The following is a 19,946-nucleotide window of genomic DNA, read 5'->3' as shown; positions in this document are numbered from 1 at the left end:
CCCATTTTCAGAAAGGACGGTGAGCGCGTGAGCAAACTGACAGCCAAGCAGCAGGCTTGGGTAGATTATTACAAGCAGGGCAAGACGGCGGCGGAGGCGGCGCGGCTTGCCGGGTACAAGGCGAGGGATGACAACGGATTTCAATCCATCGGCAGTGAAAACCTGCGGAAACTTGCTGTTTACATCGCGGAGCGGGATAAAATCCTTGAAACGCCGCGCATTGCCGACATGGAGGAGATAAACGCCTTCTGGACGAACGTCATGCGCGACAAGGGAGAGGAAACCAAGGACCGCCTCAAAGCCTCCGAGCTGAGAGCGAAAGCGGCGGGCGCGTTTGTGCAGCAGATCGAGCACTCCGGCACGCTCGAGGTAGACAACCCGCTTGCCGGTCTGACCACCGAGGAGCTGCGAAAGCTGGCGGACGATGGTTGACCCTCGCATTCGCCGCGCGGCTCGCATAGAGCTTGCCCGGCGTGATTTCTGGTCGTTCTGCAAGCTGATGGCGCCGGACTTCTACCGCGAGGACCGGCCGTACCTCAAGACGCTGTGTCGGCGCTTACAGGCGTTCTGTGAGAGCGACCGCAAGGTGCTGGTGGTCAATATGCCGCCGCGACACGGCAAGAGCCGGACGGCGGTGCTGCTGAGCCAGTGGCTGTTTGGGCGCGACCCGTCCGAGCAGATCATGACCGGCAGCTACAACGAAACGCTGTCCACGACGTTCGCACGGGCAGTCCGTGACGGTATTGTGGAGGAACGGTTCGACCCGAACCGCATTGTGTTCTCGGACATTTTTCCGCAGACCCGCATCAAGTACGGCGAGGCCGCTGCGGGCAAGTGGGCGCTCGAGGGGCAGTACGCGAGCTACCTCGCTACCTCTCCAGGCGGCACGGCGACCGGCTTCGGCGCACGCAAGCTGATTCTCGATGACCTGATCAAGAAGGCCGAGGAGGCGTTTAACGAGGGCGCACTCGACAAGCAGTGGCAGTGGTTCACGGACACGATGCTGTCCCGAACCGAAACCGGCTACAAGATCGTTATCATCATGACGCGCTGGGCGACCGGCGACCTCGCAGGACGCGCTCTGGAGCACTGGCAGGACGCGGAACTCATCACCATGAAGGCCTTGCAGGACGACGGCACCATGCTGTGCGATGCGGTTCTCACCCGCGAGGACTACGAGGACAAGGTTCGCACGATGAGCGAGGAAATCGCGTCCGCGAACTATCAGCAGCAGCCGATCGACCTCAAAGGCCGTCTGTACAGCAGCTTCAAGACCTATACGGACATTCCGAGGGACGAGCACGGCAATCCGCTGTTTACCCATATCCGCAGCTACACGGACACGGCGGACACCGGCGCGGACTATTGTGCAGCATCATCTACGGCGAGTACGCGCACGAGGCGTATGTGCTCGACATTTACTACACAAAGGATCCGATGGAAGTGACCGAGCCGGAAACCGCACGGCGGCTGCTGGCGCACGGCGTAAACCTCGCGAAAATCGAGAGCAACAACGGCGGCCGCGGCTTTGCCCGCAACGTGCAGGAGCAGCTTCGGCGGCTCGGCTCCAACCGCTGCCGTGTGGAGTGGTTCCACCAGAGCGAGAACAAGGTCGCGCGTATCCTCACCAACTCAACGTGGGTGCAGGATCACATTTACTACCCCGCAAACTGGCGCGACCGCTGGCCGGAGTACGCAAAAGCAATGTTACATTACCAGAAAGAGGGCAAGAATGCCCATGATGACGCTCCCGACGCCACGACCGGCGTTGCGGAGCAGTTTACCAGGAAAGGAGGGGTCAGCGTATGGTGAAAGTGAACAGCCGCACGATTCAGCGGCTTTTACAGGGGCACGGGCAGTTCATCCGCGCAGCGGACGAGGCGCGGCGCTATTACAGCAACGTCAACCGCATCAAGCAGGACAACAGCGTTTTGCAGCGGCAGGCAGAGACCGAGCAGGCGCTCGGCAATCCGCTGCACCTCGCGGACAACCGCATTTCGCACTCGTGGCATAATCTGCTCGTGACGCAGAAGGTTTCCTACGCGCTGAGCTATCCGCCGGTGTTCGATGTGGGGAACAAGACCGCCAACGAGCGGATCGCAGAGATCCTCGGAGATCAGTACACCGCAACGGCCATGCAGCTCGGCATTGACGCGAGCAACACCTCGGTCGGGTGGCTGCATTACTGGCGCGGCACAGACGGCCGTTTCCGCTATCATACCGTAGACCCGGAGCAGATCGTGCCGGTGTTCTCCGGTACGCTGGAGAGCGATTTAGTCGGTGTGCTGCGCTGCTACACCATGCTCGACCCGGAAAGCGGTCAGACCGTGCAGGTGTGCGAGTATTGGGACGACACGACCTGCCGATTTTACCGTCAGAACGGCGTGTCCGGCAGCTATGCTTACTTCGATTACCCGGAAGTCGGACAGGAGCTGCGGCACGGCCTCGGCGCTGTGCCGTTCATCCCGTTTTACAACAACGCCGACCGCATGGGCGATCTGCCGCTGTACCGTGACCTGATCGACGCCTACGACAAGGTGGTTTCCGGCTTCGCCAACGATATGGAGGACGTGCAGGAGGTCATCTTCGTCATCAAGAACTACGGCGGCACGGACAAGACCGAGTTCATGAGCGACCTCAAAAAGAGCAAGCTCATCAAGGTCGAGGGAGACGGCGGTGTGGATACCATCCGTGCGGAAATCCCGTTTGAGGCACGTAACGCCTTTCTCGAGAGAACCCGCCGTCAGATCTTCGTTTCCGGCATGGGCGTTGACCCGAATCCGGAGAATTTCGGCAATTCGTCCGGTGTGGCGCTCAAGTACCTGTACAGCCTGCTTGAGCTGAAAGCCGTGATGTTGGAAACGCAGTTCCGCTCCGGCTTTGCCGAGCTGGTGCGTGCTATCTGCCGCTTGGAGGGTATCGCGCAGCCGAAACGCATTCTCCAGACATGGACGCGCAACATGGTGCAGAACGACCTCGAAACCGCGCAGATCGCGCAGCAGTCGGTCGGCATTATCTCGGACAGAACGATACTCGCAAACCATCCGTGGGTAGACGATGCCGAGAGCGAGCAGAAGCAGATGGAAAAGGAACAGCAGGCAGCAGCCGAGAAGCAGCCGCAGTTTCAGTTTCCACCAAAGGACGGTGTAGGCGATGGCAGCAGCGGATAAGCTGAACGGCGCGTACTGGCGCAAACGTGCCATCGAGCTCGCCGAGAAGCAGAAACGTGAGGACGATGATCTGTGTCTGCGGTTCCATCGGGAATACGAGCGCATTCTGCACGAACTGGACAAGGAAATCTCGATCTTCTACGCCAGATACGCCGAGAACGAGAGCGTCAGCATGGCAGATGCACGCAGGCTGCTGCGGGATGCAGAGCTGGAGGACTTCCGGATGTCGCTGGACGAGTTCCGCGCGAAGGCGCTTGCCGGCGGCTTTGACAAGGAATTGGAGGAGGTTTATCTCCGGTCGCGCATCTCACGTTTGCAGGCGTTGCAGACGCAAGTCGAACTGCGTATGATGGAGCTGTTCAGCTCTCAGCGCGATGTGCTGCGCGACCATTTGCAGGAGCGTTACACCGACACCTACTACCGCACGGTGTACGCCGTCAGCCAGCAGGTCGATGTGGCAAGCACGTTCGCAAGGATTGACCCGCAGACGGTCGAGAAGATCCTCGCTACGCCATGGGCCGGCAGTGAGTTTTCCTCACGCATCTGGGCAGACAAGGACAAGCTGACCCGTGAGCTGATGCAGACGCTCTCACGCGGCTTTGTCCGCGGCGACTCGCTCGACCGCATGACGAAAGAGTTTGCCAAGCGCATGGGCGTGTCTGAGAGCCGCGCGGCGGTGCTCATCCACACTGAGAGCGTCCATATGGCGGCTGAAGCTGCCGAACAGGGATACCGGGAAACCGGTATCCGCTCCTATCGGTTCGAGGCGGCGCTCGATCTCAAGACCTGCACGGTGTGCGGTGCTCTGGATCAGCGCGAGTTTCCGCTCGCGGAGCGTGAAACCGGCATTAACTATCCGCCGCTGCACCCACGCTGCCGGTGTACCACCGTCCCGGTGACGGAGTTCCAGATCGGCAGTAAGCGTGCCGCCAGAAATCCCGCGACCGGCAAGACCGAGTATGTCGAGAAGAAGCTGACGTATGAGGAATGGCGGAAGAAGTATGTTGATGGGGACGCAGACAAAACCGAGTGGGAAGAATATCAGCGCGTCTTGGGTGAAAAAGCACCGAAAACGCTTGAAGAATTCCGCAATATCAAGTATACTGAAAGTAAGAAATGGGGGATAATGATGGAGAACAAACGCCTGTTTGAGAAAATCGACAGCACCGAAACCTATTCCCCGGAGTACCGCGCCAAGCTGAAAGAAACCTATCAGTATTTCAGCGATGCCGGATTTGCGTTCCGTGAGCACGCACTCAACCGTGTGCTCGGTCAGAAAACCGGCAAGGATAAATTCACGTTCACCAAGGAAGAATTACTGCGTATACTGAATAAGCCCGCAAACTACCAACAGCCGGACGGCAAATATGTTCGTTTTTACGACGGCATTTCTGTTATTTCGGCGGATGACACCGGCGAAATCGTCAGTGTGGTAGTCAAGCGGACGCCAAGAAAGGACTGGACTGCGTTATGAAATACACCAATGAACTGATGCTGATGATTGCAAAGTTCCTGTACGGCGAGTACGATGCAGAGCGTTTTTCGTTTGATTTCCCTGCAACGCTTTCGGATGCGTATGACGCTTTTCAGCAGGAAAACCCTGACCTGTGCGACTATCTGGAAGAAGAAATGCCGGATGCGTGCGGCTACTTTGACCCGTATAACACCGGTGACCCGGATACGCTGAACGAACAGCAGTTCCGCATGAAGGTCATGGGAATTTACCAGAACGCGCTGCCGATGTCCATGCGGCCGGCATCGTAACAAATTGTTTGCGAAAATTGATAGAAAAGGTATTTTGAAGTAGAGATTGTGCTGCTACGCACCCTCTGGGTCAAAAGAAATGTGGGAAAGGGCACACCCACCAAAATACCAGAAATCCCGATAGGGGCGCTCCGCAAGGGGCGCCTTTGTCGTACAACCGAAGAACTAACCACCAAGACAACCGTCAAGGTGGTTTTTTCATACCCATTTTTCGATGAAAGGAGCAAAAACAATGGAATTTCTCAAAAGCCTTTTTGAAAAGGGCGCACTAACGTGGGAGCAGTTTCAGCAGGCAGCCAAGGACGCAAAGTTTGAGGTGGTCAACGCCGCCGGCGGTGCTTACGTTCCCAAGGCCGACCTGGACACCAAGGCGCAGGAGCTGACCACGGCGAACAACACCATCAAGGACCTGCGTGCCGCCGCCAAGGCGTGGGACGGCAAGGACCCGAAGAAGCTGGAGGATGACCTCAAAACCCTCCAGACCAAGTACGACACCGACACCGCGAACATCCGCCGCGACGCTGCCATCGACCTGGCACTGACCCGTGCCCATGCACGCGATCCGCAGCTGACCCGTGCGGCGCTCTCGATGGACGACATCAAGATCGGCACGGACGGCAAGGTGACCGGTCTGGACGCGCAGCTCGAAACGCTGAAGAAAGACAAGGCGTGGCTGTTCGAGGAGGACAGTGCAGGTCAGTCCGGCAAGCAGGGCAGCAAGGGCGGAAACCCGAACGGCGGCTATGACCCGCAGTCCGGCGGCAAGCCGAACACGGTAAACGACCTCGGTTCCGCTCTCGCAGAAGTATACAACACCAACGGATAAAGAAAGGAAGATGAAAAATGCCTATCACTCTCGCACAGGCAAAGGTCGGCATGGCAAACCATGTGGACCAGCAGGTTATCGACCAGTTCCGCCGCGGCTCCATGCTGCTGAACGCACTGACGTTTGACAACTCGGTTTCCCCCGGCACGGGCGGCTCGACCCTGACCTATGGCTACACTCAGCTCAAGACCCCGGCAGGCGCGGACTTCCGCGACATCAACGCCGACTACACCGAGACCGTTGCCGACCGCGAAACCAAGTCGGTTGACCTCAAGATCTTCGGCGGTACGTTCAAGATCGACCGTGTTCTCGCTAACACCGCGAACGGTCAGATCAACGAGGTGCAGTTCCAGCTCGAGGAGCACATCAAGGCGACCACCAACCTGTTCCACTACACTGCCATCAACGGCGACAAGGGCACCAAGGGCTTTGACGGTCTGGATACGCTGCTTGTCGGCACCTCCACCGAGCTCAACGCCGACGCCTCCAAGGCGATCGACCTGTCCACCTCGGCGGCCATCGACACCAACTACAAGACCGTGCTCGATATGCTCGACGAGTTCCTCTCCGAGCTGGACGGTGTGCCGACTATGCTCATCGGCAATGCGGCGCTGCTGACCAAGATCCGCTCGTGCGCCCGCCGTGCCGGTTATCTGACCCACGCCGAGGACGCTTTCGGCCGTCAGATGAGCGGTTACAACGGCATTCCGTTCATGGATATGCAGTATTACTACGACACCGCCGAGAAGAAGGAAAAGCCGGTCGTGCCGATTACGTCGCGTGAATACGGCGCGTCCTCGTCTAAGACCACGGTTACGGGTCTGACCGACCTGTACGCAGTCCGTCTGGGTCTGGACGGTTTCCACGCCGTATCTCCGATGGGCGGCAAGGTGATCTCGACCACGCTGCCTGATTTCTCCACCGCAGGTGCAGTCAAGGCCGGTGACGTGGAAATGGTAGCCGCTACCGTGCTCAAGAAGTCCCGCGCTGCCGGCGTGCTGCGTAACTTCAAGGTAAAGTGAGGTGCACATGATGTACAAGATCAAGGCACCGAGCGAGGAGTACGACCGCAAGATCGGCGGTGTGCAGTTCGTCAGTGGTGAGGCGCAGACGGATAACGAGTGGCTTGCAAGCTGGTTCTCCGGCCGTGCGGGCTTTACCGTGGAAACCGTGACCGCCGAGGAGGAAACCGAGCCGACCGAGGACAAACCGAGGGGGAAGCGCAGAAATGACAAGGGAAACGCTGATGCTGCGGGCGCAAAGCCTGCTGCCGAACCTGCCGCAGGAAACGCTTGAGTTCGCCTGCGATCTGGTGCTCGAGCAGATCTGTAACTACTGCAATCTGACCGAGGCACCGGACGGCCTGACGAACACTGCAGCGCTTATGGTGCGCGGCCTGGTAAACAGCGTTCAGCTCCAGAACGAGAATATGCAGCCTGCCGCAAAGGGCGTGTCCAGAGGGGATACGTCCTTTTCCTTTGCCACGGCGGCGGAGCAGCTGGCGGCGCTGGCAGGCTCGGGTGACTTCCTCACCGACTACAAGGCACAGCTGAATGCCTATCGAAAGATGAGGTGGTAGTATGCTCGGCAATCCGGAGCTGGAACGGGCGCTGCTTGAGCAGACCTATGACGGCGTGATGACCGTCACCGGCACACGCAAGCAGGAAGTGAACGGCGAAACCGTCGTAACGCCGGACGCAGTGCTGCACGAGAATATCCCATGTGCACTGTCGTTTTCGGGTACACCGGACAGCAGGACCGACGCAAACAGCGGTCAGATCAGCTATCAGGCGACGATTTACTGTGCGCCGGACTTGACCGTTCCGGCAGGCTGCCACATTGCGGTTCAGCAGTATGGCGTGACCTATCGGCTGAAATACAGCGGCGAAAGCGTGGTCTATCCGACCCATCAGCAGCTTTCCGCTGTCCGAGAGGAGCGAGCGTAATGGCAAGCTGGGGAAGCTGTGATTTTCACGAGCTGCGCGACTTAAACGAACGTATTAAGGCCGCCGCCAGCGAGCAGGAGATGGACGCTTTCTACACCGGACTGCTGGACGAGATGATGAACGGTCTGCTGACCGACGTCAAGGAACTGACACCGGTTGACCGCGGCCACCTGCGGCGTAACTGGTTCATCACCAAGGCGAAGCGCAGCGGAAAGCATTACCGCGCGGAAATTTACAACAACATCGAGTACGCGCCGTGGGTCGAGAACGGCCACCGGCAGGAGGTCGGACGGTACGTTCCGGCCATCGGCAAGCGCCTTGTGAACGGCTTTGTCGAGGGCAGGCATATGCTGCGTGAGGGTCTGCTCGACTTCCAGAAAGAAGCGCCGGACTTTATCAAGGCCAAAAGCGAGGAATTTCTCAGCCGCATGATGGAGGGCAAATGATTAACACCGTACAGGAAATTGTAGACCGTCTGCGCACGGCGTTTCCGCCGGAGCAATACGACATTTACACCGAGAGCATCGAGCAGGGCTTCTCTGTGCCGTGCTTCTCCATTCGGCAGCTTCGTGCGGACGTCACGCCGTACCCGTCCGGCCTGCATGAGATCGTGCAGCACATGGACGTGCGGTTCTTCCCGTCGGACGGCCGTCCGCAGGAGCAGTGCCGAGAGACCGCACAGACGCTCACGCTGCTGCTGCGGCGCACGGAAAGCCTGCGCGGGAGCAATCTCTCGTGGGAAATTACAGATGATGTGCTGCATTTCTTCGCGGACTACCGGCAGTTTGTCCGGGAAATCCCGGAAGATATTCCGATGGAGAATTTGCAGACCACCGTAGGAACGGAGAACGAAAATGGCAGTTAAACGCAAAAACGAGGCAGGAGCACCGGCGTTTACCGGCGCACAGCTCCTGACCTTCGACAGATACCGCGAGCGGCGCGACCTGCTGGGCGTGCTGCTCGACAAGGATCAGCGCTACACCTTTCCCGAGGTGGACGCGCTCATTGACAACTTTATGAAAGGCAAGGTGAATTAAATGGCTTTAGGCGGCGGTATGTATACCGTGCAGAACAAGGTTCTGCCCGGTGCGTACATCAACTTTGTGTCGGCGGCTCGTGCGTCTGCGACCCTGGGCGACCGCGGCACGGCGGCTTTCCCGCTGTCCCTCGACTGGGGACCGGAGAACGAGGTCGTGACCATCGAGAACAGCGAGTTCCAGAAGGGCTCACTTGCGCTGACCGGCTACGCCTACACGGCGGACGAGCTGCGTCCGCTGCGCGAGATCTTCGCAAATGCCAAGACGCTGCACCTGTTCCGTCTGAACAGCGGCGGTGCAAAGGCAGCCTGCAAGTACGCAGAGGCGAAGTATCCGGGCAAGATCGGCAACGAACTGAAGATCGTGATTCAGCAGAACGAGGGCTTCACGGTATCGACGAACGAGTCTACGACGTTTCGACCTATATCGGCACGACCCTTGTGGACACGCAGAAGGCAGTTAAGGCAGTTGCAGACCTTTCCGACAACGACTATCTGCACTGGAAGGGCAGCGAGGCATTGACCGAGAACGCGGGCCTGCTGCTCACCGGCGGCACGACCGGCGCGGTGCAGGATGCAGCTTACCAGACGTTCCTCGACAAGATCGAGCCGTACAGCTTCAACGCGGTCGGCTGCGACACGAAGAACAGCACGGTCAAGGGTCTGTTCGCCAACTGGACGCGCCGCCTGCGTGATGAGCAGGGCGTAAAGTTCCAGTGCGTGCTGCATGGCTACCCTGCGGCAGACTATGAGGGCGTGATTTCCGTCAAGAACGGTCTGGTCGGTGCATCTGATGATACCTCGGCTGTCTACTGGACGACCGGCGCGGAATCCGCGTGCGCGGTCAACCGCTCGATGACCAACTCGACCTACACCGGCGAGTACGACATCGACACGAACTACACGCAGACCCAGCTTGAAAAGGCGATCAAGGCCGGTGAGTTCACGTTCCACCGTGTGGGCGACCAGACGCGCGTGCTGACCGACATCAACACGTTCGTAAGCATTACAGACGAAAAGAGCGCGGATTTCTCGTCCAATCAGGTCATGCGCGTGCTCGACCAGATTGCGAATGACATTGCATCGCTGTTTAACTCGAAGTACCTCGGCAAAGTCCAGAACGACGCCTCCGGCCGCGTGAGCCTGTGGAGTGACATCGTAGCGCATCACACCCAGCTCCAGACCATCCGCGCCATTGAGAACTTTGACAGCAGCAGCGTCACCGTGTCGCAGGGCGACATGAAGAAGTCGGTTGCGGTCGAGGACCATGTACAGCCGGTTTCCGCGATGGAACAGCTTTACATGAAGGTAATCGTTGAATAAAGGAGGGAAAAGTCATGCTGAACGCTCCTGTTATGGAAGCAAATGATGCGGTAGCCGGTTCGATGGCTGAGTGCTACGTCACCCTTGACGGCAACCGCTACAATATGATGCAGCTGTACAGCTTTGAGTCGTCCGCGAAGGTCGACATTCAGGACGTAAAGCTGCTCGGCCGCACCGGCAAGGGCAAGAAGCCAAGTGGGTGGTCCGGTTCGTGGAAGGGCACGGCGCACTTTAACCAGAGCGTGTTCCGCCGCTGGTTCCTGATCTACTGCAAGACCGGCAGGATGACGCCGTTTGAGATTCAGGTGTCCAACGAGGACCCGTCCTCGTCTGCCGGCCGTCAGACCATCACGCACACCGGCTGCCTGATCGACAGCTCGATCTGGCGAAGTTCGACGCGGGCGACAGTCTGCTCGATGAGGAGCTTTCCGGCACGTTCGATAACTGGGATATGCCGGAGGAATTTAACACGCTGTCCGGTATGGAATAAGGAGGAATTTGTACAATGGGTAATCTTACCGCATTTCTGGCGCAGAACGCCAAACAGGTTGAAAACGTAAGGCTGGTCGTGTCCGACCGCTTCACCGATGAGGACGGCAAGCCGCTCGAGTGGGAGGTGCGCTGCATTTCCTCGCGCGAGGATGAAACGCTGCGCCGCGACTGCCAGTACCGCGTACAGGTGCCGGGCAAGCGCGGCAGCTTCCGTCAGGAATTCGACAACGTGCTGTACCTTGCCAAGCTGGCAGCCGCCTGCACGGTTTATCCGAACCTCAACGACGCAGAATTGCAGGACAGCTACGGCGTAAAGTGCGCCGAGGAGCTGATCTCGGCCATGCTGACGCCGGGTGAGTATACGAACTACACGGAAAAGCTGTTCGACATCTGCGGCTTCGGTGACAAGCTCGATCTGGTGGAACAGGCAAAAAACTGATTCGGGACGGTGAGGGCTCTGATGATTATGAAGCGTATGCAGCGCATTACTGCCTGCAAAAGCTCCATATCCTGCCGTCCGAATATTTAAGTCTGCCCAAGGAAGAACGGGCATTTATCTGGGCGTCTTGTGTCGTGAACAACGAGGACGAAAAGGCGGCTCTGGATAAAGCAAAACGAGGGAGGTGAGTTCTATGGCACTGTCAAATACCGTCCAGCTGCGCGACGGTATGAGTAATGTACTCAGCCGTATCGCGTCCAACCTGAGTACGGTCAACGACCGATTTGAACGGATGCAGAGCCTGACCGAACAGGCGGCGCCGACCGGTCTGTATTCACAATTTAACAGCGAATTGGCAGGTGTGCGCGAAGAACTCACCCGAACCGTGAGCGAAGTCGAGGAGCTGCGGAGCGGCATGACCTCGGCGCAGCCGCCGGCAGAGAACCTGACGGCATCGCTCAAAAAGCTGGGCACCGCGTTCCTCGGCTCCAAGCTGGTGAGCGGTATCGTGAGTATGTCGGACGAAATGACGCAGACCACGGCGCGTCTGAATCTGATGAACGACGGTCTGCAAAGCACCGCCGACCTGCAGGAGCTGATCTATCAGTCGGCTATGCGTTCGCGCGGCGCGTACAACGCTACGGCGGATGCGGTCGCGAAGATGGGCCTGCTTGCCAGTGATGCATTCAGCAGCAATCAGGAAACGATCGCGTTTGTCGAGCAGCTGAACAAGCAGTTCAAGATTGCCGGCACGTCCGCCGAGGGACAGGCAGCCGCCATGCTCCAGATCACGCAGGCGATGGGCTCGGGCGTGCTGCGCGGCGAGGAGCTCAACTCGGTATTCGAGCAGGCACCGACTATCATCCAGTCGATTGCGGACTACCTCGGCGTATCGGTCGGTGAAATCCGCAGCATGGCGCAGGAGGGCGAGCTGACGGCGAGCGTTGTCAAGTCCGCGCTGCTGTCCTCGGCGGAGGAAACCAATCAGAAGTTCAACGAGATTCCGCTCACCTGGTCGGACGTCTGGACGCAGGCCAGCAACATGGCGATCATGGCCTTGCAGCCGCTGCTCGAAGCCATCAACTGGGTGGCGAACAACATCGAGGTCATCGGCCCGCTGGTGCTTGCGGCTGCGGCAGCCTTTGCGCTGTTTGCGGTGGCGGCGAACTGGACGAAGATCTGTGCTGCGGCTACGAAGGCACTGACAGCCGCGCAGAAGATGCTCAATGCCGTGATGTCGCTCAACCCGATCGTGCTGATTATCGGCTCGATCATCATTCTGATCGGCGTTATCGCCGCGTACATCAACTACACGAACCGGGCGAAGAACGAAACGACGAGCGCTGTCGGCGTGATCTGCGGCCTGTTTGCGATGGCAGGCGCGTTTGTCTACAATATGTTCTATCTGCCGGTCTACAACGTGATTGCCGATCTTATCAACTTCCTCGGCAACGTGTTCCAGCACCCGATTGCGTCAATCGAGATTTTGTTTTTGCAGCTCAGCCAGTATGTTGTCGGCGTCATCCGCGGTATGGTGAGGACGATCGAGAAGCTCATCAATCTTATTCCGGGCGTGAAGATCAACATCACCAGCGGTCTGGACACGTTCTACGACAGCTACACCGACAGCATCCAGAAGATCAAGGATCAGTCCGGGTGGACGGAGTACGTTAAGCACAAGGAGAAGATCGAGTATTCAACGGCTTACGCCAACGGTTACAACTGGGGCGCAAACCTCCAGAACAGCATCTCTGAAAAGCTGGGTCTTGACCTGCCGGACGATCCGGCAACGGGTTTGCTGTCCAACATCGCGGACAACACCGCCCAGATTGCGGACGATGTGAGCGTATCCTCGGACGACATCAAGCTGCTGCGCGATATTGCCGAGCGGCAGGTCATCAACAAGTACATCACCGCCGAGATCAAGGTGGAAATGGTCAACCACAACAACATTTCGAACGAGATGGATCTGGACGGCGTAGTCAATCTGCTGGAAGCCAAGGTCACCGAGGCGCTTGTCACCAGTGCGGAAGGAGTGCACATCTAAATATGTACGAGTTTTACATGGACGGTGTGCGCCTTCCGGTTACGCCGAGTGCGCTGACCATCAAGATCAGCAACCAGAACAAGACCATCAACCTCATCAACGAGGGGCAGGTGAACGTTTTGAAAACGCCGGGGCTGAGCAAAATCAGCTTTTCGGCGCTGCTGCCGAATCGGGAGTATCCGTTTGCGTGCTACCCGAGCGGTTATCAGCCTGCACAGTATTATATGAGCAAGCTGGAATCGCTCAAGACCGCCTGCAAGCCGTTTGAGTTCTCGGTTATCCGCATAGACGATAGCGGCGAGGAGCTGATGAGCGCACAGCCGATGACGGTATCCCTTGAAAGCTATGAGCTTGCTGAGGATGCCGGCAGCTACGGCGTTGACGTGATGGCAAAGATTGAATTGCTGCAATACGCGCCGTACCATACCAAGTCTATCGAGTTCAAAAAGAGCGAGAGCAGCAGCGGCACCAAGAAGGCGACCGTCACGCAGAAGCGCGACACCACTACGGCACCTAAGAACAAAACGTACACTGTTAAACAGGGCGATACCCTATGGAATATTGCCCGAGTACAGTTAGGTAACGGCTCTAAGTGGACGAGCATTTACAGTCTGAACAAAGCTGCCATTGAAGCTGCAGCAAAGAAGTACGGTAGATCAAGCAGCAGTAACGGTTGGTGGATTTATCCCGGCACTGTGCTCAAGCTGCCGAGTTAAGGAGGGGAGAACATGGGTAAATATGTTTGGCCGTGTCCGTCCTACTCGCGCATTTCGAGCGGTTACGGAAACCGCGTACACCCAATTTACGGCACTGTCAAGTTTCATGACGGTGTAGACCTTGCTTCTGCTTCGGGTACTCCTATTCTTGCGTTTGCTCCTGGTACTGTAACGGTATCCGGCTTGAACGGAGGTTATGGTAACTACATCAGTATTAACCATGGCGGCGGTCTGATGAGTTTCTACGGACATTGTTCGAAACTGTATGTTTCCAAGGGCGCAAAAGTCACCGCCGGTCAGAAAATCGCGGCCGTTGGTACAACTGGCAACTCGACCGGCTGTCACCTGCATTTTGGTATGCACTTGAACGGTTCGTCGGTCAATCCGCTGAACTATGTATCGTCGAAGGACACAGTATCTAACTATTCCGGCGCGAAGTCGGGCGGCACGGCAACGAACACCGTAAAGGCGTTGTTTACGGCGTATTATCCGGCGGCGAACGCGATGGAGGGCGGTTTTCTTGACGCGCTCGGAAACAAGCTCGATCCGAGCAAGCACACCTGCGCCGCGCCGCCGTCTGTGCCGTTTGGGACGAAAATCACCGTGCAGGGCACCGGTACGGCGCTTGACGGCGTGACCTACACCGTCAATGATCGCGGCGGCATGATTCAGATTGAGAATGGCGTGTACCATTTCGATCTTTTGATGAACAGCAATGCCGAGTGCAACCGCTGGGGCAAGAAGTACGGCAAAGCGTCATCGGCGGCTCGGGCGGCTCGTCCGGCTCGACCTCTTCGGGCACGAGCACCGAGAAAGAGAAGAAGAAGGACATCACGACCGTTGTTGTTAAGTCTGTCACCGGCGCGGCGGGCACGCGCAAGGAGATCCTGCGGGATGTGCCGTCCTGCCAGATGCCGGGTGCGGAGCTGATCATCCAGAACAAAAACGGTCAGCTTCAGCAGCCGATGATCGAGGGCGACATCGTGTGGGAAACCACCCGCAGCGGCGCGGCGTCCTCGCTGACGTTTACGGTGGTCAAGGACGACACGCTGAATTTTCACGAGGGCAATCCGGTGTCGTTCCGGTTCAATGGCTCCAATGTCTTTTACGGCTACGTCTTTAAGAAGTCGCGCTCAGACAATCGGCTGATTAAGGTCACGGCCTATGACCAGCTGCGGTACTTCAAAAACAAAGACACGATTTCGTACACCAACAAGACCTACGCCGAGGTGCTGAAAATGCTTGCCGCCGACTACGGTTTGAAGGTCGGAACTGTCGCGGACACCAAGTACAAAATCCCGCAGCGCATTGAGGAGGGAACGCTTTTCGATATGCTCGGCAATGCGTCCGACCTGACCATCATCAACACCGGCAAGGTGTATGTGCTCTACGACGATTTCGGCAAGTTGTGCCTCAAACCCTACGAGAGCCTGCTCCTGCCGCTCTACATCGACGAGGACACCGCCCAGGGATACAGCTACACCTCGTCCATCGACAGTGACGTGTACAACCGCATCAAGCTGGCGTGGGATAACGACGAAACCGGCGTGCGAGAGGTTCATGTGATGAACAATACCGCCAGCCAGAGCAAATGGGGCACGCTCCAGTATTACGAAAAGCTGGATAACGCCCTTAACACCGCCGATTTGCAGACCAAGGCGAAAGCACTCATGAACTATTACAATGTCATTCATCGAGAGCTGACCATGCAGAAGGTTTTTGGTGATGTGCGGGCGCGTGCCGGTACGTCCGTTTGTGTCGGTATGGGGCTGGGCGACATCAACATCAAGAACTATATGTGTATTGAGAAAGCAAAGCACACGTTTAGCAATGGCCTGTACACGATGGATTTGTACCTGAGCGGAATTCGAGGTGAGTTTAGTGCCTGATATGCAGCGTTTTATCAACACGTTAAAGCAGATTTCGGAAAATGAGCGTCAAGCCGCTTTGCCGATGACAATCTGCTTCGGCAAGGTGATTGCACTCTCGCCGTTCCGTGTGCAGATCGACCAGAAACTTGTACTCACCAAGGAGTTTTTCATCGTGAAAAGCGGTGTGAGCGCCTCCTCGTTCAAGGTGGGCGATGTGCTCATCCTGTTCCGCAATGATGGTGGACAAAAGTACCTGGTATTCGACAAGAAAGGGGCGCTGTAATGCTGCCGACAGAGTATAATGACGATCTCGTGCAGGATTTCGAGATCGAAACACAGCCTACACGCACCTATGCGCTGCGGTTTGACGGCTACCCGTGTTCCGGCGGCAAGCTGGACGGACTGGAAGCCATGAAGCAGGCCATCTTCCTGATTCTTCAGACTGAGCGGTTTCAGTACGCGATTTACAGCTGGAATTACGGCATTGAGCTGAACGCCCTGCTCGGTCAGACCATGACGCCGTATCTGCAGTCCAAGGTTGCCAAGGCGATTGAAGATGCGCTCATGGCAGACGATCGTGTGCTCTCGGTTGAGCAGTTCTCGTTCACCAAGGGCAAGCGCAACCTGTTTGTGAAATTTACCGTAACCACGACCGAGGGCGACGTGGAAAGCGAATTTGAGTTTGGAGGTGAAACGGCATGATCGGACGATACTCGGACGAAATGACGTTTGACTACATTATGAACCGTATGCTGGAATCCGTGCCGGATACGGTAGACAAGCGCGAGGGCAGCATCATCTATGACGCACTTGCACCGGCGGCCGCAGAACTGGTCAAATGCTACACGGAGCTTGATGTGGTCATGGACGAAACCTTTGTTGATACCGCATCCCTGCAGTACCTTATGCTGCGCTGTAAGGAGCGCGGCGTAACCATTCAGGGCGAAACTGCTGCTGTTATCGAGGGTGTGTTCACGCCGTCCAGTGTGGAGCTGACCTCGGGCTTGCGGTTCAACTGCGATGAAGTCAACTATGTAGTTACCGAGAAAATCTCGGCAGGTCACTACAAGCTCGAGGCCGAAACGCTCGGCACGGTCGGCAACAAGTATACCGGCCTGCTGCTGCCAATCCAGACGGTGAACGGTCTGGAAACCGCCCAGATTGCAGCGGTGCTCATTCCGGCCGAGGACGGCGACACGACCGACACCCTGCGTGAGAAGTATTACGCCAGTATCGACGGTGAAGCATTCGGCGGCAATGTTGCCGACTACAAGGACAAAACCAACGCGATTACTGGTGTTGGCGGCGTTAAGGTCTATCCGGTGTGGAACGGCGGCGGTACGGTCAAGCTGACTATTATCGCGTCCGACTTCACCGCGCCGAGCAGCGAACTGATTTCCAAGGTGCAGACCGCCATCGACCCCGAGCAGAATCACGGCGAGGGTCTGGGGCTCGCGCCGATCGGGCATACCGTGACCGTCACCGGCGCGAAGTACGCCGACCTCACCGTTGCGGCGAACATCACCTTTGCCGCCGGTTGGAACTGGGAGAACGGCAAGTCGCAGCTTGTGAGCGCCGCCAATGCGTATCTTAACGAGTTATGTAAAGAGTGGTCGGAGAACAAAACAACGGTGGTTCGCATCTCGCAGATCGAAACACACCTGCTGACCGCGGATTGTGTGGTCAATGTGGACGGCACAACGGTCAACGGCGATACCAAGAACATTGAACTGGCTGCGGACGAGATTCCGCGGCTGAGTACGATTGGCGGTGCGTCGTGAGAAAGAAGCTGCAAGACTACCTGCCGCCGATCCTGCTGAAAACCTACGAGTTTCCGCTTTTGTGCGACACTGAGCAGCCGGAGATTGACCGCCTGCGTGATGCCGCTGATGCGGTGCTCGATGCGCAGTTTATCAGTACCGCCGGTGAGACTGCTATTGCGCGTTACGAGAAGATCTTCGGTATTACGCCGATGGACACGGACACGCTGGCCGAGCGCCGGTTTAAGGTGCTCGCCAAGATCAATGCGCAGCTGCCGTTCTCGGTGCGCCGCCTGCGGCAGCAGCTTGAAACGCTCTGCGGTACGGACGGCTACAAGCTGGAACTGGACGGCGACAGGTACACACTGACGGTCAAAGTCGCGTTGACCGCAAAGCGCAATCAGCAGGCGGTTGAGGAGCTGCTTGCAGATATTGTGCCGGCGAATATGGTCTGCACGACGTCGCTGCTGTATAACACATGGGAGCAGATCAAGAAGTTAACATGGGGAGAGCTGAAAAAGCTCACCTGGCGAGAAATTAAGGAGGAGGTGCTGCCGGATGGAGCAAACACCGAATTATAAGCTGAATAAACCCGGCTACGAGGAGTTTGGCGATGTTGAAGTGCTCAACCAGAACTTTGCCGCGATCGACACCGAGCTGAAAAAGAATGCTGACGCGGTGGGCGAACGTGTCAAGACCACCGAACTGGCTGAGAAGGTCAAGGAGAGCGTCAAGAGCGGCGGTCTGACCGCTGCTGACTTGGGCGCGGTATCGGCGAAGGATAAGGGCAAGGCAGGCGGAGTTGCGAGCCTTGACAGCAGTGGCAAGGTGCCGAGCGGCCAACTGCCCGCAATGGATTATGATCCGTCTGGCACAGCGGCAAGCGCAGTATCCACGCATAACAGCAGTACAAGCGCACATTCTGTGCTGTTTGCGGCAAAGCAGGACAAAATCAAGGGCAAGAAGGGTAAATATGTCGGCTTTACGGCTGATAATACCGTGGGTGAGGTAGACGCACCGGCATCCGGCGGCAGTCACATTACGCTGACGTTTGCGGCTGATTTTGTCGGCTGTGCGTGGACACTCAAGGGTGGCGGGGAAACCTACACCGGCACGGTGGACAGCAGTCTGACGGCAACGGTCAGCGTGCTGGGCATTGGTGTGACCTACACGTTGAGTGCAGCGCTGTCCGGCACGACGTACACCGCCGAGGTGACGACCAAGGCGTATTACACGGCGCTTGCAGTAACGCTCGAGAAATTCCAGTCCACGATTACCGTTACCATTGACAGCGGCTCGACGGTTACGGCTACACTGGGCAGTACGGTATTGACCAAGACGAGCACCGGCACGGCGGTATTTACCGTCGGCAAGGCGGGTACTTGGGTAATCAAGGCCACCAAGGGTGACCAGACCGCAGAGGGCACGGTAAGCATTATCGCCAGTGGCCAGAGTAAGAGCCTGACGCTGAATTACGCTAACGTATTCGGTGTGATGTGGGATACGAGCAATTCGAGCACCGCGCTGACGCGCTTAACACCGAGCACTGACCCTTACGGACTGGTAACTAAGAGCGTAACGACTGAGCCGGTTCCGGCGGTTGGTACGGGTGCAGGTTCGAGTCCTTTTGACAGCTTTATGCCATGGAGCGGCATGAAAGAGTGCAATCTGAACAATGCGGGCGCTGTAACAGCATGGAAAGGTGACAGCGGGTTCTCACGTTCTAATAACTTTACCATGGTGTTTATTCCGGAGTTCTATGTTGCGGCGAAACGTAACGGTACGAAGCAGTATTTCTATGTGTCGGATAAGCCCAAGACTGGAATGACGAAACATCCGGGCAGTGGAAAGTATGTGGGAAGATACACTATTCCCGGAAGTAAATCCGGTGTTACGTCTACTGTAAATATCACTTGCACAACCGCACGCAGCAACGCTAAGAAAAACGGCGACAAGTGGCACTTGTACGATTTTGCAACTTACTGTGCTATCATCTGGCTGTACCTCATCGAATTTGCAGACTGGAATTGTCAGATCACGATAGGAGCAGGCGTTACAAAAAGTGAATATTCGGGCCCTGTCAGAAATGGAATGACGGATACGATGATATATCACACCGGAAATTCAACTGCTGGGTCAATAGAGTGTGCTGTACAGTATAGGTGGGTTGAAAACCTGTTGGGTAATGTATCCCAGTGGGTGGACGGCTTCAACGCGGACGGCACAACTGCTTACTACTGCACCGACCCGAGCAAGTACGCGGACGATACGACGACCGGTTATACCAAAATCGGCACGCTGCCTGCGTCCGGTTGGATTAAGGACTTGACCGTTACTGACAACGGTCTACTCATCCCCAAAACTATCGGCGGTTCGGAAACAACGTACATTCCAGACTTCGTGTGGTCGTCCTATGGTTGGAGCGTGCTGTGTGTTGGTGGCCATTGGGGCGGTGGCTCGTATGCAGGTCTGTTGTACTTCAATGCGAGCAACGCCTCTTCGCGTTCGGGCTCGGACATCTCCGCGCGTCTCCTGTGCGAGGCCTGAAAGGAGTGA

General features: G+C 57.1%; 27 protein-coding genes. All 27 read left to right on the top strand.

All coding sequences use genetic code 11. The annotated features are described in order from the left end of the window. The first annotated feature begins 27 nt into the window (after positions 1 to 27). The 27 genes from DXB00_RS10570 (at position 28) to DXB00_RS10455 (ending at position 19,937) form a co-directional block, all read left to right on the top strand. Entirely contained in the window at positions 28 to 432 is a 405-nt protein-coding gene (locus tag DXB00_RS10570; RefSeq protein WP_118729300.1) for a terminase small subunit, read from the top strand. Beyond that, entirely contained in the window at positions 425 to 1,447 is a 1,023-nt protein-coding gene (locus DXB00_RS10565; protein ID WP_442861376.1) for a hypothetical protein, read from the top strand. The genes DXB00_RS10570 and DXB00_RS10565 overlap by 8 nt, the downstream gene beginning before the upstream one ends. After that, positions 1,408 to 1,812, top strand: a complete 405-nt coding sequence (gene terL / locus DXB00_RS18245) for a phage terminase large subunit (protein ID WP_442861375.1) — start codon at positions 1,408 to 1,410, stop codon at positions 1,810 to 1,812. The genes DXB00_RS10565 and terL overlap by 40 nt, the downstream gene beginning before the upstream one ends. Beyond that, positions 1,806 to 3,170, top strand: a complete 1,365-nt coding sequence (locus DXB00_RS10560; RefSeq protein ID WP_118729298.1) for a phage portal protein — start codon at positions 1,806 to 1,808, stop codon at positions 3,168 to 3,170. Before terL ends, DXB00_RS10560 begins: the two co-directional genes overlap by 7 nt. Beyond that, the gene (locus tag DXB00_RS10555; RefSeq protein ID WP_118729297.1) at positions 3,154 to 4,644 is read left to right on the top strand and encodes a minor capsid protein; all 1,491 of its coding nucleotides are present in this window, start codon (positions 3,154 to 3,156) and stop codon (positions 4,642 to 4,644) included. The genes DXB00_RS10560 and DXB00_RS10555 overlap by 17 nt, the downstream gene beginning before the upstream one ends. Next, a complete protein-coding gene (locus DXB00_RS10550) occupies positions 4,641 to 4,934 on the top strand; it encodes a hypothetical protein (protein WP_118729296.1) in 294 nt (97 codons plus the stop codon). The genes DXB00_RS10555 and DXB00_RS10550 overlap by 4 nt, the downstream gene beginning before the upstream one ends. A 232-nt stretch (positions 4,935 to 5,166) precedes the next feature. Then, positions 5,167 to 5,760 (top strand): phage scaffolding protein, encoded by a 594-nt coding sequence (locus tag DXB00_RS10545; RefSeq protein ID WP_158578294.1) that lies wholly within the window; start codon positions 5,167 to 5,169, stop codon positions 5,758 to 5,760. A 17-nt stretch (positions 5,761 to 5,777) separates the two neighbouring features. Next, the gene (locus DXB00_RS10540) at positions 5,778 to 6,782 is read left to right on the top strand and encodes a major capsid protein (protein WP_118729294.1); all 1,005 of its coding nucleotides are present in this window, start codon (positions 5,778 to 5,780) and stop codon (positions 6,780 to 6,782) included. Positions 6,783 to 6,789: 7 nt separating this feature from the next. Further along, complete coding sequence (locus DXB00_RS10535; RefSeq protein WP_118729293.1) at positions 6,790 to 7,056, top strand: hypothetical protein; 267 nt, start codon at positions 6,790 to 6,792, stop codon at positions 7,054 to 7,056. Next, positions 6,989 to 7,339: a hypothetical protein gene (locus tag DXB00_RS10530; RefSeq protein ID WP_147358073.1), complete on the top strand. Its 351-nt coding sequence runs from the start codon at positions 6,989 to 6,991 to the stop codon at positions 7,337 to 7,339. Before DXB00_RS10535 ends, DXB00_RS10530 begins: the two co-directional genes overlap by 68 nt. A gap of 1 nt (position 7,340) precedes the next feature. Next, complete coding sequence (locus DXB00_RS16400) at positions 7,341 to 7,706, top strand: hypothetical protein (protein ID WP_158578293.1); 366 nt, start codon at positions 7,341 to 7,343, stop codon at positions 7,704 to 7,706. Then, entirely contained in the window at positions 7,706 to 8,152 is a 447-nt protein-coding gene (locus tag DXB00_RS10525; protein WP_158578292.1) for an HK97 gp10 family phage protein, read from the top strand. The genes DXB00_RS16400 and DXB00_RS10525 overlap by 1 nt, the downstream gene beginning before the upstream one ends. Beyond that, positions 8,149 to 8,571 (top strand): phage tail terminator family protein, encoded by a 423-nt coding sequence (locus tag DXB00_RS10520; RefSeq protein WP_118729291.1) that lies wholly within the window; start codon positions 8,149 to 8,151, stop codon positions 8,569 to 8,571. Before DXB00_RS10525 ends, DXB00_RS10520 begins: the two co-directional genes overlap by 4 nt. Further along, positions 8,561 to 8,743: a hypothetical protein gene (locus tag DXB00_RS10515; protein ID WP_118729290.1), complete on the top strand. Its 183-nt coding sequence runs from the start codon at positions 8,561 to 8,563 to the stop codon at positions 8,741 to 8,743. Before DXB00_RS10520 ends, DXB00_RS10515 begins: the two co-directional genes overlap by 11 nt. Further along, positions 8,744 to 9,265, top strand: coding sequence for a hypothetical protein (locus tag DXB00_RS18240; protein ID WP_442861374.1), 522 nt, complete (start codon positions 8,744 to 8,746; stop codon positions 9,263 to 9,265). It begins immediately after the preceding gene. Continuing rightward, a complete protein-coding gene (locus tag DXB00_RS10510; RefSeq protein ID WP_442861373.1) occupies positions 9,184 to 10,065 on the top strand; it encodes a phage tail sheath subtilisin-like domain-containing protein in 882 nt (293 codons plus the stop codon). Before DXB00_RS18240 ends, DXB00_RS10510 begins: the two co-directional genes overlap by 82 nt. A gap of 14 nt (positions 10,066 to 10,079) precedes the next feature. After that, entirely contained in the window at positions 10,080 to 10,625 is a 546-nt protein-coding gene (locus DXB00_RS10505; RefSeq protein ID WP_243107205.1) for a phage tail tube protein, read from the top strand. After that, complete coding sequence (locus DXB00_RS10500; protein WP_118729288.1) at positions 10,571 to 10,996, top strand: phage tail assembly chaperone; 426 nt, start codon at positions 10,571 to 10,573, stop codon at positions 10,994 to 10,996. Before DXB00_RS10505 ends, DXB00_RS10500 begins: the two co-directional genes overlap by 55 nt. Positions 10,997 to 11,189: 193 nt before the next feature. After that, positions 11,190 to 13,043, top strand: coding sequence for a tape measure protein (locus DXB00_RS10495; RefSeq protein WP_118729287.1), 1,854 nt, complete (start codon positions 11,190 to 11,192; stop codon positions 13,041 to 13,043). Between the two features lie 2 nt (positions 13,044 to 13,045). Beyond that, positions 13,046 to 13,759, top strand: a complete 714-nt coding sequence (locus DXB00_RS10490) for a LysM peptidoglycan-binding domain-containing protein (protein WP_118729286.1) — start codon at positions 13,046 to 13,048, stop codon at positions 13,757 to 13,759. Positions 13,760 to 13,771: 12 nt separating this feature from the next. Continuing rightward, entirely contained in the window at positions 13,772 to 14,689 is a 918-nt protein-coding gene (locus DXB00_RS10485; protein WP_119214877.1) for a peptidoglycan DD-metalloendopeptidase family protein, read from the top strand. After that, the gene (locus tag DXB00_RS10480; RefSeq protein ID WP_119214876.1) at positions 14,671 to 15,648 is read left to right on the top strand and encodes an XkdQ/YqbQ family protein; all 978 of its coding nucleotides are present in this window, start codon (positions 14,671 to 14,673) and stop codon (positions 15,646 to 15,648) included. The genes DXB00_RS10485 and DXB00_RS10480 overlap by 19 nt, the downstream gene beginning before the upstream one ends. Before the next feature lies 1 nt (position 15,649). Beyond that, complete coding sequence (locus DXB00_RS10475) at positions 15,650 to 15,913, top strand: DUF2577 domain-containing protein (protein ID WP_118729284.1); 264 nt, start codon at positions 15,650 to 15,652, stop codon at positions 15,911 to 15,913. Next, a complete protein-coding gene (locus tag DXB00_RS10470) occupies positions 15,913 to 16,332 on the top strand; it encodes a DUF2634 domain-containing protein (RefSeq protein ID WP_118729283.1) in 420 nt (139 codons plus the stop codon). The genes DXB00_RS10475 and DXB00_RS10470 overlap by 1 nt, the downstream gene beginning before the upstream one ends. Further along, positions 16,329 to 17,411 (top strand): baseplate J/gp47 family protein, encoded by a 1,083-nt coding sequence (locus DXB00_RS10465; RefSeq protein WP_118729282.1) that lies wholly within the window; start codon positions 16,329 to 16,331, stop codon positions 17,409 to 17,411. The genes DXB00_RS10470 and DXB00_RS10465 overlap by 4 nt, the downstream gene beginning before the upstream one ends. Beyond that, positions 17,408 to 17,971, top strand: coding sequence for a putative phage tail protein (locus DXB00_RS10460; RefSeq protein WP_118729281.1), 564 nt, complete (start codon positions 17,408 to 17,410; stop codon positions 17,969 to 17,971). The genes DXB00_RS10465 and DXB00_RS10460 overlap by 4 nt, the downstream gene beginning before the upstream one ends. Next, complete coding sequence (locus DXB00_RS10455) at positions 17,949 to 19,937, top strand: hypothetical protein (RefSeq protein ID WP_118729280.1); 1,989 nt, start codon at positions 17,949 to 17,951, stop codon at positions 19,935 to 19,937. The genes DXB00_RS10460 and DXB00_RS10455 overlap by 23 nt, the downstream gene beginning before the upstream one ends. Positions 19,938 to 19,946: the final 9 nt, after the last annotated feature.

The organism is Butyricicoccus sp. OF10-2 (assembly GCF_003481925.1).
GTDB lineage: Bacteria > Bacillota > Clostridia > Oscillospirales > Butyricicoccaceae > Agathobaculum > Agathobaculum butyriciproducens.
The sequence above is the reverse complement of the archived record's forward strand: the minus strand, read 5'-3'. Positions and strand labels throughout refer to the sequence as shown.

Excerpts from the sequence above, each read along its gene's own strand:
- DXB00_RS10565 (WP_442861376.1), top strand. The coding sequence starts at position 425 with ATGGTTGACCCTCGCATTCGCCGCGCGGCTCGCATAGAGCTTGCCCGG.
- DXB00_RS10560 (WP_118729298.1), top strand. The coding sequence starts at position 1,806 with ATGGTGAAAGTGAACAGCCGCACGATTCAGCGGCTTTTACAGGGGCAC.
- DXB00_RS10555 (WP_118729297.1), top strand. The coding sequence starts at position 3,154 with ATGGCAGCAGCGGATAAGCTGAACGGCGCGTACTGGCGCAAACGTGCC.
- DXB00_RS10550 (WP_118729296.1), top strand. The coding sequence starts at position 4,641 with ATGAAATACACCAATGAACTGATGCTGATGATTGCAAAGTTCCTGTAC.
- DXB00_RS10545 (WP_158578294.1), top strand. The coding sequence starts at position 5,167 with ATGGAATTTCTCAAAAGCCTTTTTGAAAAGGGCGCACTAACGTGGGAG.
- DXB00_RS10540 (WP_118729294.1), top strand. The coding sequence starts at position 5,778 with ATGCCTATCACTCTCGCACAGGCAAAGGTCGGCATGGCAAACCATGTG.
- DXB00_RS10535 (WP_118729293.1), top strand. The coding sequence starts at position 6,790 with ATGATGTACAAGATCAAGGCACCGAGCGAGGAGTACGACCGCAAGATC.
- DXB00_RS10530 (WP_147358073.1), top strand. The coding sequence starts at position 6,989 with ATGACAAGGGAAACGCTGATGCTGCGGGCGCAAAGCCTGCTGCCGAAC.
- DXB00_RS16400 (WP_158578293.1), top strand. The coding sequence starts at position 7,341 with ATGCTCGGCAATCCGGAGCTGGAACGGGCGCTGCTTGAGCAGACCTAT.
- DXB00_RS10525 (WP_158578292.1), top strand. The coding sequence starts at position 7,706 with ATGGCAAGCTGGGGAAGCTGTGATTTTCACGAGCTGCGCGACTTAAAC.
- DXB00_RS10520 (WP_118729291.1), top strand. The coding sequence starts at position 8,149 with ATGATTAACACCGTACAGGAAATTGTAGACCGTCTGCGCACGGCGTTT.
- DXB00_RS10515 (WP_118729290.1), top strand. The coding sequence starts at position 8,561 with ATGGCAGTTAAACGCAAAAACGAGGCAGGAGCACCGGCGTTTACCGGC.
- DXB00_RS18240 (WP_442861374.1), top strand. The coding sequence starts at position 8,744 with ATGGCTTTAGGCGGCGGTATGTATACCGTGCAGAACAAGGTTCTGCCC.
- DXB00_RS10505 (WP_243107205.1), top strand. The coding sequence starts at position 10,080 with ATGCTGAACGCTCCTGTTATGGAAGCAAATGATGCGGTAGCCGGTTCG.
- DXB00_RS10500 (WP_118729288.1), top strand. The coding sequence starts at position 10,571 with ATGGGTAATCTTACCGCATTTCTGGCGCAGAACGCCAAACAGGTTGAA.
- DXB00_RS10495 (WP_118729287.1), top strand. The coding sequence starts at position 11,190 with ATGGCACTGTCAAATACCGTCCAGCTGCGCGACGGTATGAGTAATGTA.
- DXB00_RS10490 (WP_118729286.1), top strand. The coding sequence starts at position 13,046 with ATGTACGAGTTTTACATGGACGGTGTGCGCCTTCCGGTTACGCCGAGT.
- DXB00_RS10485 (WP_119214877.1), top strand. The coding sequence starts at position 13,772 with ATGGGTAAATATGTTTGGCCGTGTCCGTCCTACTCGCGCATTTCGAGC.
- DXB00_RS10480 (WP_119214876.1), top strand. The coding sequence starts at position 14,671 with ATGCCGGGTGCGGAGCTGATCATCCAGAACAAAAACGGTCAGCTTCAG.
- DXB00_RS10475 (WP_118729284.1), top strand. The coding sequence starts at position 15,650 with ATGCAGCGTTTTATCAACACGTTAAAGCAGATTTCGGAAAATGAGCGT.
- DXB00_RS10470 (WP_118729283.1), top strand. The coding sequence starts at position 15,913 with ATGCTGCCGACAGAGTATAATGACGATCTCGTGCAGGATTTCGAGATC.
- DXB00_RS10465 (WP_118729282.1), top strand. The coding sequence starts at position 16,329 with ATGATCGGACGATACTCGGACGAAATGACGTTTGACTACATTATGAAC.
- DXB00_RS10455 (WP_118729280.1), top strand. The coding sequence starts at position 17,949 with ATGGAGCAAACACCGAATTATAAGCTGAATAAACCCGGCTACGAGGAG.